This is a genomic window from Cypionkella sinensis (genome assembly GCF_042646385.1).
Taxonomy (GTDB): Bacteria; Pseudomonadota; Alphaproteobacteria; order Rhodobacterales; family Rhodobacteraceae; genus Cypionkella; species Cypionkella sinensis.
The window spans coordinates 2,890,653-2,910,426 of sequence record NZ_JBHRTO010000001.1 but is presented as its reverse complement, the minus strand read 5'-3'; the positions used below and the strand labels follow the sequence as shown (position 1 = coordinate 2,910,426).

Genomic DNA, 19,774 nt, shown 5'->3' with positions numbered 1-19,774 from the left:
CAATCACGGCGGCGATGCGGCGCAATCAAGGAATGTTTCCGAAAACGCCGACAATAAATGGGCAAGGGCGGCCTGAGCCGCCCTTGCGCCAACAATCGGATTTCGGTTTACACCAGCTTGCCGTGGCAGGCCTTGAACCGCTGACCCGATCCGCACGGGCAGGGATCATTCCGCCCCGGATCGCCCCAAGTGGTCGGATCGCTTTCGACAAACCCTGCCAGCGCTGCCATCACGGTAGGTGCAGCCACTGCCGGAGCCGCCGCTGCACGTTCGGCAGCTTGTGCCGCTTGTTGCTGCGCGATGAACTCTGCCATCATCGCCTCTTGCTCGGCTTGGCTGATCGGGCGAATCTGCGCCAGCTTTTGCGTCACGTCCTGCCGCAGCGAGTTCAGCATTGATTCAAACAGCGTGAAGCTTTCAGTTTTATACTCGTTCAGCGGGTCGCGTTGGGCATAACCACGGAAACCAACGACCGAGCGCAGATGCTCCAACCGCAGCAAATGCTCGCGCCATTTGGCGTCAATGCTTTGCAGCAGCAGTTGCTTTTCGATGTTGCGCATGGTTTCCGGGCCAAACGCTTCCAGCTTTTCTGCCATCAGGGCGTCGCTGGCTGCGACGATCCGCTCGCGGATGGTTTCCTGATCGGTGCCTTCCTCGGCAGCCCAAGCCGCTACGGGCAGATCAAGGCCCATGCGTTCAACCAAAGCGTCGTGTAGCGCCGCCACATCCCAACGGTCGGCGTAGGTTTTCGGCGGCATGTAGTGATCGACCAGATCCTCGGCAACCTGATGGCGCATGTCCATCACGATCTCACCCAGATCTTCCGACTGCATCACTTCCATGCGCTGACCGAAAATCGCCTTGCGTTGGTCATTCATCACATCGTCGAACTTCAGCAACTGCTTGCGGATGTCAAAGTTGCGGCCTTCGACCTTGGCCTGCGCGCGTTCCAGCGATTTGTTGACCCACGGGTGAACAATCGCCTCGCCTTCCTTCATGCCCAGTTTTGACAGCACCGCATCCAGACGCTCGCTGCCGAAAATCCGCATCAGATCGTCCTCAAGGCTGAGGAAGAAGCTGGAGCGCCCCGGGTCGCCCTGACGGCCCGAGCGGCCGCGCAACTGGTTGTCGATGCGGCGGGATTCGTGCCGCTCGGTCGCCAGAACGAACAGACCGCCAGCTTTCTTGACGGCTTCTTCATCCGCCGCATGTTCGGCTTCAACCCGCGCGCGCACTTCATCGGGGTGCAGATGCGGGTCGGCGGTGATCGCCTCCATCACCTTGAACTCGACGTTACCGCCCAGTTTGATGTCTGTGCCGCGGCCCGCCATGTTGGTGGCGATGGTCACGGCGTTCAGCTTGCCCGCGTCTGCAACGATCTGTGCTTCCTGCTCATGCTGGCGCGCGTTCAGCACGTTATGCGGGATGCCTGCCGCCTTCAGCATGTCCGAAAGCGCCTCGGATTTATCAATCGAGGTGGTGCCGACCAAGATCGGCTGGCCCGTCGCATGGGCTTCCTTGATGGTTTTCACCACCCCTTCAAACTTTTCGCGGGCGGTGCGGTAAACCGCGTCATGCTCGTCCTTGCGCTGCACGGTGCGGTTGGTCGGCACTTCGACGACGCCCAGCTTGTAGATTTCCATGAATTCATCCGCTTCGGTGCTGGCCGTCCCGGTCATCCCCGACAGCTTGTCATAAAGCCGGAAGTAATTCTGGAACGTCACAGACGCCAAAGTCACGTTTTCCGGCTGAATCGCCACATGCTCTTTCGCCTCAATCGCCTGATGCAAGCCATCCGACAAGCGGCGGCCCTTCATCATCCGGCCGGTGAATTCGTCAATCAGCATCACCTCGCCATCGCGGACGATATACTGCTGATCGCGGGTGAACAGCTTGTGCGCCCGCAACGCCTGCGTGACATGGTGCACGATGGTGGTGCTTTCCGGCTCATACAGGCTTTGCTCGGGCGGAAGGATGCCAGCCTCGTGCAGAGCGTTCTCGATAAACTCGTTGCCGTCTTCTGAATAGGTGACGTTGCGGGTTTTCTCATCCAACTTGTAATGCGTCTCATTCAGCAGCGGGATCAGCTTATCGACCTGCTGATAGAGATCGCTGCGATCTTGGCTTGGCCCCGAGATGATCAAGGGCGTGCGCGCTTCATCAACAAGGATCGAGTCCACCTCATCGACAATCGCAAAATTATGGCCGCGCTGCGCCATCTCCTCCAGCGAGGATTTCATGTTGTCGCGGAGATAGTCGAAGCCCAGCTCATTATTCGTCGCATAGGTGATGTCAGCGCGGTAAGCCTCGCGCTTTTCGACTTCGCCCTGATAGGGATATACGACGCCCGTCGTCAGCCCCAACGCGCCGTAAACCTTGCTCATCCATTCCGCATCGCGCTTGGCAAGGTAATCGTTCACCGTCACCACATGCACGCCCTTGCCCGACAGCGCGTTGAGGTAAGCCGGGAAGGTCGCAACCAGCGTCTTGCCCTCACCCGTGCGCATTTCGGCGATATTGCCCTGATGCAGGAAAATCCCGCCCATCAACTGCACATCGAACGCGCGCAGACCCAAGGCCCGCTTGGCGGCCTCGCGGCAATTCGCGAAAGCTTCCGGCAGCAGCGCGTCAAGGCTTTCGCCGCCCGCAATCCGCTTCTGGAAATCGGCGGTTTTCGCCTTGATACCGTCATCGCTCAGCGCCGCAAATTCCGGCTCCAGCGCGTTGATTTTGGCAACCAGCGGACGCACCGACTTGACCATGCGGTCATTCGGCGTTCCAAAAATCTTCCGAGACAGCGTTCCAAGACCCAGCATGTTTTCTCCGCCCGGCCATTGTGTTCACCGGTATTGACAATATCGTGTGAGGCTCCGGCTTGCCCGACCGCTGCGGCTTCCGTAGAAGGGCGTCAAAGCTTGGGCAAACCCGCATCACACGCGACCCGTGCGATGTAATTGTATGACCCGGCATAGTCAACGTCGCGCAGGGTTGCGGACCGATCAGGAGAGTGTGAGATGGCAAAAGCGACGCGGTTTATGGCAGGGATGGCACTGTCTGTCGCCCTTGCAGCCCCGGCTTTGGCACAAGACCCGACCGCCGATACGGTGATCGCCACCGTCAATGGCACCAATATCACCTTGGGCAACATGATTGTGGCACGCGAAAGCCTGCCCGATCAGTATAAAACCCTGCCCGCCGATGTGCTCTTCAAAGGCATCCTCGATCAGTTGGTGCAGCAGACTGTTCTCGAGCAGTCGATGGGCGACAAGCTGACCAAGAAAGACGCGCTGCAACTGGAAAATGACCGCCGCAGCTATCTGTCCAACGCCGCGCTCAAGCCGGTTGTGACCGCCGCCGTTACCGATGCCGCGCTGCAAAAAGCCTATGACGAGAAATTCAAAGACGCCAAGCCCTCCACCGAATATCATGCTGCCCACATCCTTGTGGACACCGAGGAGAAGGCCAATGAGCTGAAGGCAGAATTGGCCAAGGGCGCCAAATTCGCCGATCTCGCCAAGGCCAATTCCACCGATACCGGGTCAGGCGCGCAGGGCGGTGATCTGGGCTGGTTCGGTCTGGGTGCCATGGTCAAGCCGTTTGAAGATGCCGTGGTTGCCGCCAAAGTTGGCGAAGTCACCGGCCCGATCAAATCCGATTTCGGCTGGCATTTGATCCTTGTCAGCGAAACCCGCATTGCCGCCAAACCGACGCTGGACGAAATGCGTGACGAACTCGCGCAGGGTATCGAGCAGAAAGCCGTTGAAGATCACATCAAGACGCTGACAGAAGCCGCCAAGATCGAAAAGCCGGGCGAAGGCGTTGATCCGAAATTCTTGGGCGATGTCACTCTGCTTGACAAATAACGGTTACGCGCCTGCATTAAAGCGCTAATAACATGGGCGCGCAGACCAGCCGGTTTGCGCGCCCTATTTCTCAGATCACCCAAGGCACGAGGCATCCGATGGCGAAGAAAGAGTTGAAGGCGAAGGTCAAGGCTTTGAAGGCCAAGCTGAAAGCCGTGGCAAGTGCCGTCGAAGCTCCAGTGGTCGAGGCTGTGGCCGAAATCGCCGCCAAGGTGAAAAAGGCCAAGCCGGTCTCGCCGCTCGCCCCTGCCGCCTTCCCGGCCCTGCCGCAGATTGCTGGCGTCGAATTCGCCGCTGTCGAGGCGGGCATCAAATACCAGAACCGCAAGGATGTGATGCTGGTCCGCCTTGCCCCCGGCACCGCGATGGCGGGCGTGTTCACCCGCTCCACCACCCGCTCGGCCTGCGTGCGCGATTGCCAAGCCAAACTGGCGCTGAAAGTGCCCGCTGATGCTGGCGCGGCGATTGTGGTGAACTCTGGTAACTCCAACGCCTTCACTGGCCGCGTCGGTGACGAATCCGTCGCCGCCGTCACCAATGGCGTGGCCGAAGCGCTGGGCATCCCTGCCACTCGCGTGTTTTCGTCCTCTACTGGGGTGATCGGCGAGCCTCTGCCCTATCGCAAGATCACCGACAAAACCGCCGAACTCGCCGCCAATCTGCGCGAAGACGCCATCGAGATGGCCGCCCATGCCATGATGACCACCGACACCTTCCCGAAAGGCGCTGCGGCGACGGTCGAGGTGGATGGCGGCAGCGTTCAGATCGCGGGCATTGCCAAGGGCTCGGGCATGATCGCGCCGGATATGGCGACGATGCTGGTCTATATCTTCACCGACGCAAAGATCAGCCAGACCAACCTGCAAAAACTGTTGTCGCGCAACACCGACGACACCTTCAACGCCATCACCGTCGATAGCGACACCTCCACCTCTGACACCCTTCTACTCGCGGCCACCGGCAAATCGGCCGCTGCCGAATTGAAAGGCGCGCATCTGAAGGCCTTTGAGGCTGCCCTGCGTGGCGTGATGATGGACCTTGCGCATCAGGTGATCCGCGATGGTGAGGGTGCCACCAAATTCGTCGAAATCCGCGTCACCGGGGCGGCTTCGAACCCCGACGCCCACAAAATCGCCATGGCCATCGCCAACTCGCCCTTGGTGAAAACCGCCATCGCGGGCCAAGATCCCAACTGGGGCCGCATCGTCGCTGCCATCGGCAAATCCGGTGCAGAGGCTGATCGTGATCGCCTCAGCATCCGGTTCGGCGATATCCTTGTCGCGCAGAATGGCTGGCGTAACCCGGATTACCGCGAAGAAGACGGAGCGGCATACATGCAGCAACCCGAACTGGTGATCGCCGTTGATATGGGCCTCGGCAAGTCCAAACGCTCGGTCTGGACATGCGATCTGACCAACCGCTACATCGAAATCAACGCCGACTACCGCTCTTGATCTTCATCTTGGTCTAAATACTCCGGGGTCCGGGGGCTGGCTCCCGGTTCCACCACATCAGCAAAGCGCCCCCATGAAAACCCTGCTCGTCTCTGCCGTCGCCCTGATCGACCCCGAAGGCCGCGTGCTGCTGGCCCAACGTCCCGAGGGCAAATCCCTCGCGGGCCTGTGGGAATTTCCAGGCGGTAAGGTCGAACCCGGCGAAACCCCCGAAGCCGCCTTGATCCGCGAGTTGAAAGAGGAACTTGGCATCGACACCTGGAAAAGCTGCCTCGCGCCGCTGACCTTCGCCAGCCATAGCTATGACGCCTTCCACCTGCTGATGCCCCTCTTCGCCTGCCGCCGTTGGGAGGGCATCCCTACCCCGCAGGAAGGCCAAAACCTTGCCTGGGTGCGCCCGCAAAGCCTGCGCGACTACCCGATGCCCCCCGCCGACCTGCCTTTGATCCCAATTCTGCGCGACTGGCTTTAGACCCTGCCCGAAAATCTGACAACTTTTCGGCGATCATGGCGAAATTGTAGTGGGAAATTTAACGAATCATCCCTAATCTGATCCAAATTAACGCTGATTGGGGGATTGGCACATGCTACGGACGATTTCGGTTGGAAGCTGCGTTTCTATTCAGGGTCTGTTGGTTGCACAGATGTCTGATGGCAAAATCGCGGTGAAGGTGGATGAGAAAACCTTCGTAGGCTATCCGGTCAACCGCGCCAAAGCCTCCTGAACACATCGACAGAATTGAAAAAGGCCGGGGTTTCCCCCGGCCTTTTCTATTGGCGTCCCTGTAGTCGGGGACAAATCAGGCCAGCGTGCGCTGAATTTCTTCACGCTCGAAGATCTCGATGACATCGCCCGCGCGAATATCGTCATAACGCTCAAACGCCATACCGCATTCCTGACCCGAGATGACTTCTTTCACCTCGTCCTTGTAGCGCTTCAGCGTCTTCAGCGTGCCTTCATGGATCACCACGTTGTCACGCAGCAAGCGCACGCCTGCCGAACGACGCGCAACGCCTTCGGTGACGATACAACCCGCCACCTGACCAATGCCGGTGACTTTGAACACCTCTTTGATTGTCGCATAACCGATGAAGGTTTCGCGGATCTCGGCTTTCAGCAAGCCCGAAGCCGCCTTCTTGATGTCATCCACCAGATCATAAATGATCGAGTAATAGCGGATTTCCACGCCCTTCTGATGCGCCGAGTTCCGCGCCGAGGCATTGGCCCGGACGTTAAAGCCGATGATCGGGCATTTGGAGGCTTCCGCCAGCATCACGTCGGTATCGGTAATCGCACCCACGCCATAAGAGAGCACGCGCACGCGGACTTCCTCGTTGCCGACCTTTTCCAAGGCCTGCACGATTGCCTCGGCAGAGCCCTGAACGTCGGCTTTCACCAACACCGGCAATTCAGCAACCGACTGATCAGCCTTGGCTTTCGCCATCAGCTGTTCCAGCGTCGTCGCAGCACCCGCCGCCGCGCGTTTGTCTTTGATGACATTCTCGCGGTAGGTGGCAATCTCACGCGCCTGCGCTTCGGTTTCCACCACGTTCAGCGTATCGCCTGCCGAAGGCGTGCCGGACAGACCCAGCACTTCCACCGGAACCGAGGGGCCAGCTTCGTCAATCCGCTCGCCCTTGTCGTTGATCAACGCGCGCACCTTGCCCCACTGCTCGCCGACGACAAAGATGTCGCCTTTGCGCAGGGTGCCGTTCTGCACCAGCACGGTCGCAATCGGGCCACGGCCCACGTCCAGCTTGGCTTCGATCACAGCACCCGCAGCAGCCCGGTTCGGGTTGGCGCGCAGTTCCAGAATCTCGGCCTGCAAGGCGATGGCTTCCAGCAGGTTGTCGATGCCTTGGCCGGTCTTGGCCGAAACTTCCACGTCCTGCACGTCACCCGACATCTGTTCCACCACGATTTCGTGCTGCAACAGGTCGGTGCGCACCTTCATCGGGTCAGCACCGTATTTGTCGACCTTGTTGATCGCCACGATCATCGGCACTTTCGCCGCTTTCGCATGGGCAATCGCTTCAATCGTTTGCGGCATCACAGCGTCATCCGCCGCAACCACCAGCACCACGATATCCGTCACCTGAGCCCCGCGCGAACGCATCGAGGTAAAGGCGGCGTGGCCGGGGGTGTCGAGGAAGGTCAGAACCTGACCGCTTTCGGTCGTCACCTGATAGGCGCCGATGTGCTGGGTGATCCCGCCAGCTTCGCCCGACACCACATTGGCCTTGCGGATTGCGTCCAGCAAGCTGGTTTTACCGTGGTCAACGTGGCCCATGATCGTGACAATCGGCGGCCGGGTGATCAGGTTTTCTGCCGCATCCGGCACCACTTCAATCGCTTGCTCAACATCGGCATCCGACACGCGCACGGCTTTGTGGCCGAATTCCTCGATCACCAGTTCCGCCGTATCAGCGTCGATGGCTTGGTTCATCGTCACCATCATGCCCATTTTCATCAGGCTTTTGACGACATCGGCGGCGCGTTCGGTCATCCGGTTGGCAAGTTCCGAAACCGTGATGGTTTCCGGCAGTTGCACATCGCGGAATTGCTTTTCGGGCTTGCCGACACCCAGCGCCTTGGCGCGGGCTTTTTCCTGCTTGCGCTTCATCGCGGCCATCGAGCGGGTGCGGCCACCCTCACCGGCCAGCGCATCATTCAGCGTCAGCTTGCCAGTGCGGCGACCGTCATCGGTCTTGGCCTTGGCGTTACGCTCGCGTTCTTCGCGGTCACGGTCAACTTTGCGCACGGCCAAAGCGGGCTTGGCCCCCATTGGCGCGCGGGCAGCGGTTTCCGCAGCCGTCGGTGCCGCAGCGGGTGCATTGCGATCAGAGCGTTCGCCGCGTGCTGCCGGGGCAGCTTCGGCGGGCTTTTCGGCCACGGGCTGACGACGCGAGGTGCCCAGCACATCGGCCTTGCGGGCCGCAGCTTTCGCCACAGCCTCGGCTGCGGCTTCGGCGCGCAGACGTTCTTCTTCATCGGCCTTGGCCTTGGCTGCCGCGATGCGCTCACGCTCTTCGCGTTCCTTGGTCTCAGCTTCTTCGCGCTTGCGGGCACGCTCTTCGTCGCGCGCCTTGTCTTCCTCGGCGCGGCGTGCGGCGTCTTCAGCCTCACGCGCTTTTGCAACGCGCAGGGCCGCCAGACGGCGTTCCATTTCGGCGTCGGAAATGCCAGCGGGACGCTTGGACGGATCGCCCAGATGCGCCGAAGACCCCGAAGCAGCCGCAGCGCCGGGCGTGCCCGGTTTGGCCGCTGCCACTGGCACGACCACGCGCTTGCGCTTCGTTTCGACCACAACGCTTTTCGTGCGGCCATGGGAGAAGCTTTGCTTCACCTGACCGGAACGAGGTGCGCCACCCAGGCCGAGGGGTTTTTTGCCGTCTGTATCGCTCATGCGTCCTACGTATCCTTCAAGGCGATCTCGTCGCCATCCTGCTGAGTGGTTTGCCCACGCAAACCTGCCAGCCTTGCCGCTTCCTCTACAACACGCGTCGTGAGTCCACCAGCGCCAAGCGCGGCGTGTATCGCACGTTCGCGCCCGAAAGCCAAACCCAATTCCTCCGCTGACAAAAAGCCGATATACGACCCCTCGCCATCCGGCGCGCGTAGTTTCGTCTTGCCGCGTTCAGACCCGTCGGCGGCTTGCAAAAGCACCCGCACCTTGTCCTTTTGCAGCCATTCCTTGACCTTCTCATAGCCCATCACGGCCCCGCTGGCCTTACGTGCCAGACTGATCAGATCAATCACCCGCCGCAAAAGCAGCGTCTCTACCAGATCGGCCAAATCTTCCGGCACTTTCACTGGCTGACGTGCGGCGCGCGAAAACAGCCCCTTCTTGGCCGCCTTCTCTATCGCCGCCCGATCTGCCGAGACATAGAATCCCCGGCCCGGCAGTCGCGCCAGAACATCTGGCACGACCATATCTTCCGGCCCCAGACAAAAGCGGATCAACCCCGCTTTCGGCTGGACTTCCCCGGTCGCAATGCACTTGCGTTCCGGGTCGTCTTGCAGATTTTCCCGGCCACCGCGTGTCACGGTAATCCCCCGAGGCCTAAATCAGGCCTCGGCCTCCTCGTCTTCGTCGACCTCTTCCTCGGCTTGCGCCAATTCGGTCGGGTCAACCCAGCCCAGCATGACGCGGGCGGTCATCACCAAATTCTGCGCCTCTTCCAAGGAAACGTCAAACTTCTCCAGCACGCCTTCGTCTTTCTTGCGCTGTCCGTTCTCGGTCGTCCAGCCACCGGCCAGTTCCCAGTCGGCGCAGGTCGCGAAATCTTCCAGCGTCTTGATGCCGTCTTTCGCCAGCGCTTCCAGCATTTGGGGAGTAAGCCCCTCAAATTCAACCAGAGAGTCCTCGACGCCCAAAGCCCGCGCCGCTTCCATCGCCTTGGTGTTGGCGGCTTCCAGATATTCGCGCGCACGGGTCTGCAATTCGCCCGCGGTGTCCTCATCGAAGCCGTCGATCGACAGCAATTCGTCCGCCTCGACGTAAGCGACTTCTTCCAGGTTGGTGAAGCCCTCGGCGACCAGCAGTTGTGCCATCATCTCGTCGATGTCTAGGCTTTCCATGAACAGCTTGGTGCGCTCGGCGAATTCGGCCTGACGGCGTGCGGATTCGTCGGATTCCGTCACGATATCAATGTCCAACGCCGTCAACTGGCTGGCGAGACGCACGTTCTGACCACGACGGCCAATCGCCAGCGACAGTTGCTCGTCCGGCACCACGACTTCGATCTTGCCAGCATCATCGTCGATCACAACTTTCGACACTTCTGCCGGTTGCAGCGCGTTCACCAGGAAGGTTGCCTGATCGGCATTCCACGGAATGATGTCGATCTTCTCGCCCTGCAGTTCGTTCACGACGGCCTGCACACGGCTGCCGCGCATACCGACGCAAGCGCCCACCGGGTCAATCGAGTTGTCATAGGAAATCACCGCGATCTTCGCACGGCTGCCCGGATCACGCGCCACGGCCTTGATCTCGATGATGCCATCGTAAATCTCCGGCACTTCCATCTTGAACAGTTCCGCCATGAATTGCGGGTCGGTGCGGCTGAGGAACACTTGCGGGCCACGGGCCTCGCGGCGCACGTCCTTGATGTAGCAACGGATGCGGTCGTTCGGGCGATACGATTCCCGCCCGATTTTCTCATTGCGGCGCAGAATCGCTTCGCCCCGGCCAATATCCACGATGATATTGCCGTATTCCTCGCGCTTGACCTGACCGTTGATGATCGTGCCCTTGCGGTCCTTGAATTCTTCGAACTGACGGTCACGCTCGGCCTCGCGGACCTTCTGCAAGATCACCTGCTTGGCCGACTGTGCCGCGATCCGGCCCAGATCAACCGGCGGCACTTCGTCGATGATCTCGTCGCCCACAACCGGATCTTTCAGGTGCGATTTCGCCTGCTTCACTGTCAGTTGCGCATGGTGGTTTTCCACCGCATCATCTTCCACCACGGTGCGGATACGCGCAAAGGTCGCGCGCCCGGTCTTGCGGTCGATCTTCACCCGGATATCCATATCCGCGCCATACCGAGACTTCGCCGCGCGGGCGAGGCTGTCTTCCATCGCCTGAATGACCAGATCGGGGTCAATCATCTTCTCGCGCGCCACCGCTTCGGCGGTCTGCAAAAGCTCAAGCTGGTTGGCAGAGGTAATCGCCATCGGAATTCTCCCGCTTAGTGTTTGGTGGGTTCTGGAGCGTCTTCTTCGTCGCCCTCAGAGGTTTCAATTTCGTCAAACTGCGATTCGTCGATCACGCCGCTGGCCTTTTTCTGCCGCAGCATTTCGGTGATCAACTCATCCGTCAGAATCAGCTTGGCATCAGACAGCCATTCAAACTGCAAGCCAATGATCACAGCGCCACCGGGTTCTTCCAGTTCGATCAGTACTTCTTCGCCCTCAACCCCGGCCAAAGTGCCCTTGAAGCGGCGGCGTCCGTCGATCAATTCGGTGGTCTCGACACGGGCTTCCCAGCCCTTCCACATGTCGAAATCCTTCAGCCGGGTCAGCGGACGGTCGATGCCGGGCGAGGACACTTCCAGAATGAAGTTTTCCTCAATCGGGTCTTCCACGTCCAGCACGGCAGACACGGCGGTCGAGATTTCACCGCAATCATCCACCTCAATCCCGCCTTCGGGTTTGTCGGCCATGATTTGCAAGGTGCGGGTCGCCCCACCCATCAAACGAATCCGCACCAGTTCAAACCCCAGCCCCTCGATGACCGGAGTCACGATATCAGCCAGACGGCGATCCATAGCGGTTTTGGCAATCAGATCAGACATGATGTTCCAAAAACAAAAAACGGGCCGACAGGCCCGTGTGTGACGTTCGGTAGCTTCAGGTTTGGACCCTGAAGCAGCTGTTGCAGGTGATATAGGCTGAAACGAACCGATATGCAAGACAAAGGCGATGCGAAGGATTTTCGCTATGATCTATGTGCGAAAGATCCAGATATCTGCGCGCAGGCAGGTGCGGGCGGAAACCGGAAACACACGACATTTACCCTTCAGCCATGGGCGAGGGCCTTCGCCATGCTGGAAAAGGCCTTAACACGGAACCTAAAGCAATTGCTTCGGATACATTCTATTCGGTCCCGAGTTGGGACCGATCCCGCAGGGCATCCATCGCGGCCACCAAAGCCTCGGATATCCCGGGCTCTGACAAAGCATGGCCTGCCATTGGCACCATCCTCAACCGAGCCTTGTTCCAGCCATCCGCCAGCTTGTTGGCCGATACGGGCGGGCAGATCATGTCAAACCGACCTTGCACGATATCTGCGCCAATATGGGCGATCCGGTGCCGGTTCTGCACGATCCAGCCATCATGCTCCAGGAAGGCGCCGTTGACGAAATAATGGTTCTCCAGCCGTGCGAAGGCGCGGGCGTATTCCGCGGGCCCATCGCCACCCATGAACCCTTCCGAGGATACCGAGGCCAAGGCATTCTCCCAGCCCGCCCAGACCCGCGCGGCCTGAGTCTCGACCGCCAGATCGCCGCCAAACAGCCGGCGATGATAGGCGGCGATCAGATCACTCCGCTCTTCTGGCGGGATCAGGCTGACAAATCGCGCCCATAGTTCGGGGTAAAACGCCCCCGCCCCGCCGCCGTAGAACCAATCCAACTCTCGCTTGGTGGCCAGAAATACGCCGCGCAAAACCAGATGCCGGACCCGCTGGGGGTGGGAAATCGCGTAGATTAGGGCGAGGGTCGCGCCCCAACTGCCGCCGAACAGGATGAAATGCTCGATACCAAGCGTTTCGCGGATCATCTCGATGTCGCGGACCAGATGCCAGGTGGTGTTGTCCTGAACTGAAGCGTGGGGGCGGGAACGGCCGCAACCGCGCTGATCAAACAGGATCACCCGATAGACGGATGGGTCAAAATAGCGCCGCATCGCCGGGCTACAGCCACCTCCCGGCCCGCCGTGCAGCACCAGAACGGGGATGCCATCGGCGCGGCCGCATTGCTCGACGTAAATGCGGTGGCCATCGCCCATGTCGAGCATCCGCTGATCGAACGGCTCGACCGGCGGGTAAAGATATTCGGATGCGCGCTTTTGCCCTGATCTGTGATCCATATTCGTCCTATATGATCGGATCAGATTGCGCCGACACTTTCCGGCGCGCAAGGAGTTCCGATGAGCCAGACCAACACGATTGATCCCGCCGAAGTCGCCAAGTTTGAAGCGATGGCCGCAGAATGGTGGGATACAGAGGGCAAGTTCAAGCCGTTGCATCTGATGAATCCGTGCCGGTTGGATTATATCACCGCCCAGATTGCTGCCGAGTTTGATCGCGATCTGGCGCAGCCTTTGCCGTTCAAGGGGCTGCGGATTTTGGACATTGGCTGCGGTGGTGGGTTGCTTTCGGAACCGATGGCGCGGCTGGGGGCGGATGTGGTGGGGGCGGATGCGGCGCCGCGCAACATTCCGGTGGCGCAGATTCATGCGGCGCAATCGGGTCTGGCGATTGATTACCGCCATACCACGGCGGAAGATCTGGCTGCATCCGGTGAGCAGTTTGATGTGGTGCTGAACATGGAAGTGGTCGAGCATGTCGCCGACCCGCAGGGCTATCTGACGGCGTGCCAGCAGTTGCTGAAACCCGGCGGGCTGATGATCTGTTCAACGCTGAACCGCAACGCGAAAAGTTTTGTGATGGCGATCATCGGGGCGGAATGGGTGATGCGCTGGTTGCCGAAGGGCACGCATGATTGGGCGAAGTTCATCACACCGGACGAGCTTTACGATCTGATCCGCAAGGCGGGACTGGACCCGGTGGATCGCAAGGGCATGGTGTTCAATCCGGTCAGTTGGAAGTGGGCGAGTTCGGCGCGGGATTTGTCTTGCAACTATGTCACCGCCAGCGTGAAGCGGGGATGAGCCTGCGGGTTTTCCACGCGGGGAATGACTTGTGTGTCGTGCATATAGCTCTACTATATATAGATAAACGCCGCCAGAATGGTCGATTTTGGCCGCAAAACCCGCGCTATAGCGGCCCCAAAGCCAGTTCCAGCGTGGAGACGCAGATTTGTCTGGCGGCTTTGGGAGACAGCAGTTTCGGCTCGATGCACCGCTCTAACCCCAAGCCATCCACCAAGGCGATCAGCATTTGGGCGAGGGATTTGACATCAACCTTCAACCCGCGTGCCGTGGCGACCTCGGCCAACGCGGATTCGAGATCGCGGCGATAGCGTGTGTATTGGCGGCGGTGTTCGCGTTTGAGCGCCGGGTTGTTGACGATCTCGGACCAGAGGGCCAGCCAGATGTTAAGTTCCTCGCGGCTGAAAAACTCGGGCGCGAGCATGGTGTCGATGATGGCCAGCAGGCGGGGTTTCTTTGGGTTGAGTGTCTCTAGCGCGGTGTGCATACGCTCATACATGGTGCGATATACCGCGACCAAAAGGCCATCTTTCGACTTGAAATGATGGGTGATCAGGCCGCGCGACACGCCTGCCTCGTTACAGATATTGTCGATGGTAAATTCCAGAATCCCGCCGCGCGCGAGGCAGGCCAGACCCGCCTGCACCAGACTGGCCGAGCGTTGCTCGGACGTCATGCGGCTGTATTTCGGCGCGGTGCTGGTCATCGCTTTCCTTTGAGATGGGCCGGGCCAGAAAGCCCGGCCCGGTTGATGTTGCCGATTGCAGCGCGGTGATCAAGCCTTGGTAAACATCACCGGGTCGGGGTGGCCGTCGGCCATGATCACGGGTTTGATATTGCTGTGATGGATGGCGATGTAGGGCTCGAAACAGATGAAGATGAAGTCGCCAGAGGCTTCCATCAGATCCTCCATCTTGTTGAAGATGGCTTTCCGCTTGGCTTCATCCTGTTCGGTCAGGCCCTGCTGGTAGAGCGATTCAAACTCGGCGCTGTCGAAGAAGGCCCAGTTGTAGATGCCGATCTGATCGGGGCGGAACCAGACGAGGTTTTCGGTGGGGTCGATGCCGCCCGCGAAGTTCATCAGCGCCAGTTCCAAGGATTTGTAGCCATCGCCGGCGGTCTTGTCGCCTGCGGCCCAATAGGCAGCGTCTTCGGTGGGCTGGATTTCGATGGTGATGCCAGCTTCGGCCATATTGGCTTGAAAGATTTGCGCAATGGCTTGGGTGGTGCTGTCGGTCAGCGCCACAAGGGTCAGGGTCAGATCGGAAACTCCGGCCTCGGCCAGCAGCGCCTTGGCCTTTTCCACGTCGCGGGTCTGAATCAGGTTGGACGCGCGGGTGAAGGGGCTGGTGGGGGGCACGACCCCGGTCGATCTGGTCGCGAGGCCATCGTAAGCGCCCAGCAGCACCGCGTCGCTGTCATAGGCATATTGGATGGCTTGGCGGACGCGGATGTCTTTCAGCGGTTCGGCGTTCTGGTTGATCACCAGCCAAGAATAGCGGGTGGATTGGGCCTCGATCAGGGTGGAGTTGGCGGGCATGGCCGCCTTGATCTGGGCTGTGGCGTTGACGGCGAGTTTGGTGAAATCAAACGCATCGGCCTCGTAGGCGAGTTGGGCGGCCTGATCATCGGTGACGATGTAGATTTCCACGGTGGCAAAGGCGGGTTTCGGGCCTGTCCAATCGGGGTTGGCGGTGAGAGTGACCTTCTGGTTCTGCTCCCACGCGGCAAAGCGGTAGGGGCCACATTCGGCAGGGGCCTCGGTGGTGTAGCTGCCGCCGACCTTCTCGGTCGCGGCTTTGCAGATGATATTGCCGCCGTAATAGGGCAGCGCGATCACCATGAAGGGGGCGAAGGCCTCTTTCAGATGAATGATGCCAGAGCGGGCGTCGATGACTTCGACATGGTCGAGTTTCTCGAATTGATAGGCCCAAGCCGAGTCGCTGCCTGCGATGCGCTCGAACGAGAATTTCACATCTTCGGGGGTCACGGGGCCGAAGCCGTTCGACCATTGCAAGCCTTCGCGCAGGGTGAAGCCGATCTTGGTGGGGTCGATCCAGTCGATTTTCTCGGCCCCCCAAGGCTGCCATTTGTTGCCATCGCGCATGTCGCCAAGCCGGACGAGGGCGACCTGTGTGCAGCGTGGGATGATTTCGTCGAGTTCGCCGATCATGTTCTTGGGATCAAGGCATTGGAAATCGGCGGTCGCGCGGATGCGCAGGGTGTCGCCCTCGGCCGCCCAGGCGAATTTGGCGGGCAGGGTGAGGGCGGCAAGGGCTGCGCCTGCGGTTTGCAGGAAACCGCGACGGTCGGTGCGCCATTGGGTCATGATAGGGCTCCTGTAGGGTGGGCGAAGTGGCAGCGCACAAAGCGGGCGGGGCTGATTTCGCGCAAGGTGGGGGGATCGGTGCGGCAGATGGGTTGGACGTGGGGGCAGCGGCTTTGGAAGACGCAAGCGGTGGGGCGGTTGAGCAGGCTGGGGATTTCGCCTTTGATCGCAAGGTCTTGGCGACGCTTGCGCGGGTCTGGTAGTGGCTCGGAGGCGATCAGGCTTTGCGAATAGGGGTGCAGGGGCTGGGCGAAGGTGGGACGTGTCGGGCCGATCTCGACAAGACGGCCCAGATACATCACCGCGATGCGGTCCGAGACATGGCGGACCATGGCAAGGTTGTGGCTGATGATCAGGTAGCTGAGGTTGAGGCGCGTTTTCAGGTCGGTCATCAGGTTGAGGATTTCGCCTTGCACCGAGACATCAAGGCCCGCAGTGGGTTCATCGGCGATCACCAGTTTCGGGTTCAGTGCCAAGGCGCGGGCGACGCCGACGCGGCGGGCTTGGCCGCCGGACAGTTCGTGCGGGTAGCGGGTGGCGAAATCGGCGGGCAGGCCGACGAGGGCCAGCATCTGCGCGATTTTCGCTTTGGGGGCTGGCTGGCCGTGGATGGTCAAGGGTTCGGCCAGCAGCGCGCCGATGGTCTTGCGGGGAGAGAGTGAGGCGATGGCGTCTTGGAACATCATTGCGGTGTCGCGGCGCAGGGTGGCGAAATCGGCGGGGGTGCGGCGGGGTTGACCTGCGAAGTGGATTTGGCCGTGGGTGGTGGGGGTCAGGCCCAGAAGCGCGCGGGCGAGGGTGGTTTTGCCAGAGCCGGATTCGCCGACAAGGCCAAGCGTTTCGCCGGGGTTCAGGGTGAAGGAGACGTCGGCGAAGATTTGCAGGCTGCGGCGGGCTTTGGGGTTGAGGGCAGACAGCAGCCCGCCGCGTAACGGCAGGTCAAGGGCGAGGTCTTGCACCGAGAGCAGGGTCATGGCCGCCCCCCGGCCTTGTGGCACAGCGCGGTCTGGGTGGGTGAGATTTCCACGCGGGGCGGTGGGTTGGCGCAGATCGGTTCGGCCAGCGGGCAGCGCGCGGCGAAGGCGCATCCGGTGGGGGGGTTGCGCAGGTCGGGCAGGCGGCCGGGGATGGTGGGCAGGATCGGGGTGGCATCGGTGAAATGGCCGGGATCGCAGGCGATCAGGGCTTGGGTATAGGGGTGGCGGGGCGCGTGGAACAGGTCATCCACCAAAGCCTCTTCCACCACCTCGCCCGCATACATCACATAGACGCGGTCGCAGAGTTCGGCGACGACTCCCAAATGGTGGGTGATCACAAGGATCGCGCCTTGGTAATCGCGGCGCAGGTCGCGCAGCAGGTGGATGATCTGCGCCTCCATCGTCACATCCAGCGCCGTGGTGGGTTCGTCGGCGACGAGGATCGTGGGGTTCATCAAGAGGGCGGCGGCGATGGCGACGCGCTGGCGCATGCCGCCTGAAAGCTGATGCGGATAGCGGCGCAGGGTCAGGTCGGGGTCGGGCATGCCGACGCGGGACAGCAGGGTGCGGGCGCGGGCGAGTTTCTCGGCGCGCGAGGCGGGGCTGGCGTGCTGGAAATCCAGCAGTTGCGCGCCGATGGTCAGCACCGGGTTGAAGGCGGTCATCGGGTCTTGGAAGATCATCGCGATGTCTTGACCGCGTAAGGAGCGCTGGGCCTCGGGCGGCAGGGTCAGGATATCCGCGCCCTTGTAGCGGACCGCGCCGCTGGTGACTTGGGCGGCTTGCGGCAGAAGGTTGATCACGCTCGCCGCCAAGGTGGATTTGCCGCAGCCGCTTTCGCCGACGATGCCGATCACCTCACCCGCGCGCGCGGTCAGGCTGGCGCCGCGCAGGGCGGCAAGTTTGCCGTGGTCGGTGTAGGTGACGTTCAGGGCGTCGATTTCCAGCAGCGGTTGGGTCATCGCGGCCTCGCCGTGGCAAAGCGGGGGTCGAGCGCGTCGCGAAGGCCTTCGCCGAGGAAGGTGAAGCCGAGGGTTGCCAGCACGAGGGGTGCCCCAGCGGCGATCACGAGGGTGCTGGAGGTGCGGATGGCGGTGTAGCCATCGTAAAGGATGTTGCCCCAAGACGGGGTGGGCGGTTTGACGCCGAGGTTCAGGTAGCTGAGGCCAGCCTCAAGCATGATCACCACGGGGATATCCATCGACAGCACGATGCAGAGCGGGCCGAACACGTTGGGCAGCAGGTGATGCAGCAGGATGCGCGGGGTGCTGGCACCGATGGCTTGCTCGGCCAGAATGAAATCGGCACTGCGCAAGGACAGGGTTTGGGCGCGGATCAGGCGGGCATAGCCGGGGATGGACACAAGGACGACGACAAGGATCAGCGTGCCGGTGCCGGGGCCAAGCACGGTGATGATGGCAAGGGCGAACATCATCATCGGCAGCGAGTTCAGCGCGTCGAAGATCAAGACCAAGGCGGCGTCCAGCCAGCGCGGGCCATAGCCTGCGATCAGGCCCAGAAGGATACCGATGCTGCCCGCAAGACCGATGGCAGTCAGCGCGATGGTCAGGGCAGTGCGCGCGCCATAGATGATGCGCGACAGGGTATCGCGGCCCAACTGATCGGTGCCCAGCCAATGCGCGAAGCTGGGGGCTTTCAGTTTGGCGCGCACATCCAGCGCGACCGGATCATAGGGGGCAAGCAGGGGGGCGGCGACGGCCATCAGGATGAACAGGGTGACAAGCACAAGGCCCATCAGCCCCATTGGATCACGGATCAGCGCCCGCAGCGCGCGGCTGTCAGCGGGCCAGCGCATCGCGCACCCTTGGGTCTAGCTTGGCAATCAGCAGATCGGCGGCGGTGATCACCAGAAGATAGAAGGCGGTTGTGAACAGGACTGTGCCCATTACCACGGGGTAGTTGCGTTTGAACACCGCACCCGTGATCAGCGTGCCGATGCCGGGGCGTGAGAACACGGTTTCGACAAACACGGCGCTGGACAGGATGCTGCCGAGGCCGACTGCGATGACGGAAATCGTCGGCACGATGGCAAGGCGCAGGGCGTAGCGGGTGACGACTGTGCGTTCGGGCAGGCCAAAGGCGCGGGCGGTGCGGATGTGGTTGGCGGCCATGATCTCGAGCATCGAGGCGCGGACCATGCGGGCAAGGTAGCCGACCCAGCCGATGCCGACGGCGAGCGAGGGCAGGATCAGCGCCTTGATTTGTGAAGGGATGTCTCCGGCTTTGCCTGCGCCGATGGCGGGCAGCCATTGCAGCCAGACCGCGAAGATCAACAGCAGGTAGATGGCGACGACGAAGGACGGCACCGAGATAAAGCTGACCGAGACAAGGCCAAGTGCGCGGTCGATCAAGGTGCCGCGATAGACGACGGCGAGGACTCCGAGTGTGATGCCGAGGGTGAGCGCCCAGCTTAGGGCGACGACGCCAAGCAGCAGGGTTTGTGGGAAGGCCTCGAGTATTTGGTCAAGCACCGGGCGCTTTGACCACACGTCGATGCCCAGATCGCCTTGGGCCGCGTTGGCGAAGAAGCGCCAGATCTGCACGGCGACGGGTTGGTCAAGGCCCATACGCTCGGTCAGCATGGCTTTCAGGGCGGGGGTGGCGCGGGGGCCAAGGGCGACGCTGGCGGGATCGCCGGGGACGAGGAAGACCATGCCATACATCGCCAGCATGACCACAAACAGGATCACCGCCGCGAGGGCTATGCGTTTGATCGCATAAGTCAGCATGGG

At 61.0% G+C, this 19,774-nt stretch carries 17 protein-coding genes; 5 read left to right on the top strand and 12 right to left on the bottom strand.

Annotation, left to right across the window (positions count from 1 at the left end):
• Positions 1-107: 107 nt before the first annotated feature.
• Positions 108-2,816 carry a preprotein translocase subunit SecA gene (gene secA, locus ACFOGH_RS14390; protein ID WP_380073768.1) on the bottom strand — a complete coding sequence of 903 codons (2,709 nt, stop codon included), beginning with the start codon at positions 2,814-2,816 and terminating at the stop codon, positions 108-110.
• A gap of 198 nt (positions 2,817-3,014) precedes the next feature.
• On the opposite strand from secA, the gene ACFOGH_RS14385 reads away from it, so the two are divergent.
• From ACFOGH_RS14385 to ACFOGH_RS14370, 4 genes are all read left to right on the top strand, one after another.
• Positions 3,015-3,863, top strand: coding sequence for a peptidylprolyl isomerase (locus ACFOGH_RS14385; RefSeq protein WP_380073767.1), 849 nt, complete (start codon positions 3,015-3,017; stop codon positions 3,861-3,863).
• Between the two features lie 98 nt (positions 3,864-3,961).
• Positions 3,962-5,317, top strand: a complete 1,356-nt coding sequence (gene argJ / locus ACFOGH_RS14380) for a bifunctional glutamate N-acetyltransferase/amino-acid acetyltransferase ArgJ (RefSeq protein ID WP_380074010.1) — start codon at positions 3,962-3,964, stop codon at positions 5,315-5,317.
• A gap of 73 nt (positions 5,318-5,390) precedes the next feature.
• The gene (locus ACFOGH_RS14375) at positions 5,391-5,789 is read left to right on the top strand and encodes a (deoxy)nucleoside triphosphate pyrophosphohydrolase (protein ID WP_380073766.1); all 399 of its coding nucleotides are present in this window, start codon (positions 5,391-5,393) and stop codon (positions 5,787-5,789) included.
• A 112-nt stretch (positions 5,790-5,901) separates the two neighbouring features.
• Positions 5,902-6,042 (top strand): hypothetical protein, encoded by a 141-nt coding sequence (locus tag ACFOGH_RS14370; RefSeq protein ID WP_380073765.1) that lies wholly within the window; start codon positions 5,902-5,904, stop codon positions 6,040-6,042.
• Between the two features lie 75 nt (positions 6,043-6,117).
• Here the strand turns inward: ACFOGH_RS14370 and infB are convergent, their stop codons facing one another.
• The 5 genes from infB to pip all read right to left on the bottom strand — a co-directional run bounded on the left by infB (position 6,118) and on the right by pip (position 12,911).
• Positions 6,118-8,724 (bottom strand): translation initiation factor IF-2, encoded by a 2,607-nt coding sequence (infB, locus tag ACFOGH_RS14365; RefSeq protein WP_380073764.1) that lies wholly within the window; start codon positions 8,722-8,724, stop codon positions 6,118-6,120.
• A 5-nt stretch (positions 8,725-8,729) separates the two neighbouring features.
• Positions 8,730-9,365, bottom strand: coding sequence for an RNA-binding protein (locus tag ACFOGH_RS14360; protein WP_380073763.1), 636 nt, complete (start codon positions 9,363-9,365; stop codon positions 8,730-8,732).
• Positions 9,366-9,386: 21 nt separating this feature from the next.
• A complete protein-coding gene (gene nusA, locus ACFOGH_RS14355; protein ID WP_380073762.1) occupies positions 9,387-10,997 on the bottom strand; it encodes a transcription termination factor NusA in 1,611 nt (536 codons plus the stop codon).
• 14 nt (positions 10,998-11,011) lie between these two features.
• On the bottom strand, positions 11,012-11,617 hold the full coding sequence (gene rimP / locus ACFOGH_RS14350) for a ribosome maturation factor RimP (RefSeq protein ID WP_380073761.1): 606 nt from the start codon (positions 11,615-11,617) through the stop codon (positions 11,012-11,014).
• A gap of 301 nt (positions 11,618-11,918) precedes the next feature.
• Positions 11,919-12,911 (bottom strand): prolyl aminopeptidase, encoded by a 993-nt coding sequence (gene pip / locus ACFOGH_RS14345; protein ID WP_380073760.1) that lies wholly within the window; start codon positions 12,909-12,911, stop codon positions 11,919-11,921.
• A gap of 60 nt (positions 12,912-12,971) precedes the next feature.
• Here pip and ubiG point away from each other — a divergent pair, with 60 nt between their 5' ends.
• Positions 12,972-13,715 (top strand): bifunctional 2-polyprenyl-6-hydroxyphenol methylase/3-demethylubiquinol 3-O-methyltransferase UbiG, encoded by a 744-nt coding sequence (gene ubiG, locus ACFOGH_RS14340; RefSeq protein WP_380073759.1) that lies wholly within the window; start codon positions 12,972-12,974, stop codon positions 13,713-13,715.
• A gap of 106 nt (positions 13,716-13,821) precedes the next feature.
• On the opposite strand, the gene ACFOGH_RS14335 is transcribed toward ubiG, so the two are convergent.
• The 6 genes from ACFOGH_RS14335 to ACFOGH_RS14310 all read right to left on the bottom strand — a co-directional run bounded on the left by ACFOGH_RS14335 (position 13,822) and on the right by ACFOGH_RS14310 (position 19,771).
• Complete coding sequence (locus tag ACFOGH_RS14335) at positions 13,822-14,421, bottom strand: TetR/AcrR family transcriptional regulator (protein ID WP_380073758.1); 600 nt, start codon at positions 14,419-14,421, stop codon at positions 13,822-13,824.
• Between the two features lie 69 nt (positions 14,422-14,490).
• On the bottom strand, positions 14,491-16,044 hold the full coding sequence (locus ACFOGH_RS14330; RefSeq protein ID WP_380073757.1) for an ABC transporter substrate-binding protein: 1,554 nt from the start codon (positions 16,042-16,044) through the stop codon (positions 14,491-14,493).
• Positions 16,041-17,018, bottom strand: coding sequence for an ABC transporter ATP-binding protein (locus ACFOGH_RS14325; protein ID WP_380073756.1), 978 nt, complete (start codon positions 17,016-17,018; stop codon positions 16,041-16,043). The genes ACFOGH_RS14330 and ACFOGH_RS14325 overlap by 4 nt, the downstream gene beginning before the upstream one ends.
• Positions 17,015-17,983: an ABC transporter ATP-binding protein gene (locus ACFOGH_RS14320; RefSeq protein WP_380073755.1), complete on the bottom strand. Its 969-nt coding sequence runs from the start codon at positions 17,981-17,983 to the stop codon at positions 17,015-17,017. The genes ACFOGH_RS14325 and ACFOGH_RS14320 overlap by 4 nt, the downstream gene beginning before the upstream one ends.
• Complete coding sequence (locus tag ACFOGH_RS14315) at positions 17,980-18,837, bottom strand: ABC transporter permease (protein ID WP_380073754.1); 858 nt, start codon at positions 18,835-18,837, stop codon at positions 17,980-17,982. Before ACFOGH_RS14315 ends, ACFOGH_RS14320 begins: the two co-directional genes overlap by 4 nt.
• Entirely contained in the window at positions 18,821-19,771 is a 951-nt protein-coding gene (locus tag ACFOGH_RS14310) for an ABC transporter permease (protein ID WP_380073753.1), read from the bottom strand. Before ACFOGH_RS14310 ends, ACFOGH_RS14315 begins: the two co-directional genes overlap by 17 nt.
• Between the last annotated feature and the right edge of the window lie 3 nt (positions 19,772-19,774).

What these genes read in the sequence shown, in the direction of transcription:
- secA (WP_380073768.1), bottom strand. Translation starts at nt 2,816, where the DNA reads ATGCTGGGTCTTGGAACGCTGTCTCGGAAGATTTTTGGAACGCCGAAT.
- ACFOGH_RS14385 (WP_380073767.1), top strand. Translation starts at nt 3,015, where the DNA reads ATGGCAAAAGCGACGCGGTTTATGGCAGGGATGGCACTGTCTGTCGCC.
- argJ (WP_380074010.1), top strand. Translation starts at nt 3,962, where the DNA reads ATGGCGAAGAAAGAGTTGAAGGCGAAGGTCAAGGCTTTGAAGGCCAAG.
- ACFOGH_RS14375 (WP_380073766.1), top strand. Translation starts at nt 5,391, where the DNA reads ATGAAAACCCTGCTCGTCTCTGCCGTCGCCCTGATCGACCCCGAAGGC.
- ACFOGH_RS14370 (WP_380073765.1), top strand. Translation starts at nt 5,902, where the DNA reads ATGCTACGGACGATTTCGGTTGGAAGCTGCGTTTCTATTCAGGGTCTG.
- infB (WP_380073764.1), bottom strand. Translation starts at nt 8,724, where the DNA reads ATGAGCGATACAGACGGCAAAAAACCCCTCGGCCTGGGTGGCGCACCT.
- nusA (WP_380073762.1), bottom strand. Translation starts at nt 10,997, where the DNA reads ATGGCGATTACCTCTGCCAACCAGCTTGAGCTTTTGCAGACCGCCGAA.
- rimP (WP_380073761.1), bottom strand. Translation starts at nt 11,617, where the DNA reads ATGTCTGATCTGATTGCCAAAACCGCTATGGATCGCCGTCTGGCTGAT.
- pip (WP_380073760.1), bottom strand. Translation starts at nt 12,911, where the DNA reads ATGGATCACAGATCAGGGCAAAAGCGCGCATCCGAATATCTTTACCCG.
- ubiG (WP_380073759.1), top strand. Translation starts at nt 12,972, where the DNA reads ATGAGCCAGACCAACACGATTGATCCCGCCGAAGTCGCCAAGTTTGAA.
- ACFOGH_RS14335 (WP_380073758.1), bottom strand. Translation starts at nt 14,421, where the DNA reads ATGACCAGCACCGCGCCGAAATACAGCCGCATGACGTCCGAGCAACGC.
- ACFOGH_RS14330 (WP_380073757.1), bottom strand. Translation starts at nt 16,044, where the DNA reads ATGACCCAATGGCGCACCGACCGTCGCGGTTTCCTGCAAACCGCAGGC.
- ACFOGH_RS14325 (WP_380073756.1), bottom strand. Translation starts at nt 17,018, where the DNA reads ATGACCCTGCTCTCGGTGCAAGACCTCGCCCTTGACCTGCCGTTACGC.
- ACFOGH_RS14320 (WP_380073755.1), bottom strand. Translation starts at nt 17,983, where the DNA reads ATGACCCAACCGCTGCTGGAAATCGACGCCCTGAACGTCACCTACACC.
- ACFOGH_RS14315 (WP_380073754.1), bottom strand. Translation starts at nt 18,837, where the DNA reads ATGCGCTGGCCCGCTGACAGCCGCGCGCTGCGGGCGCTGATCCGTGAT.
- ACFOGH_RS14310 (WP_380073753.1), bottom strand. Translation starts at nt 19,771, where the DNA reads ATGCTGACTTATGCGATCAAACGCATAGCCCTCGCGGCGGTGATCCTG.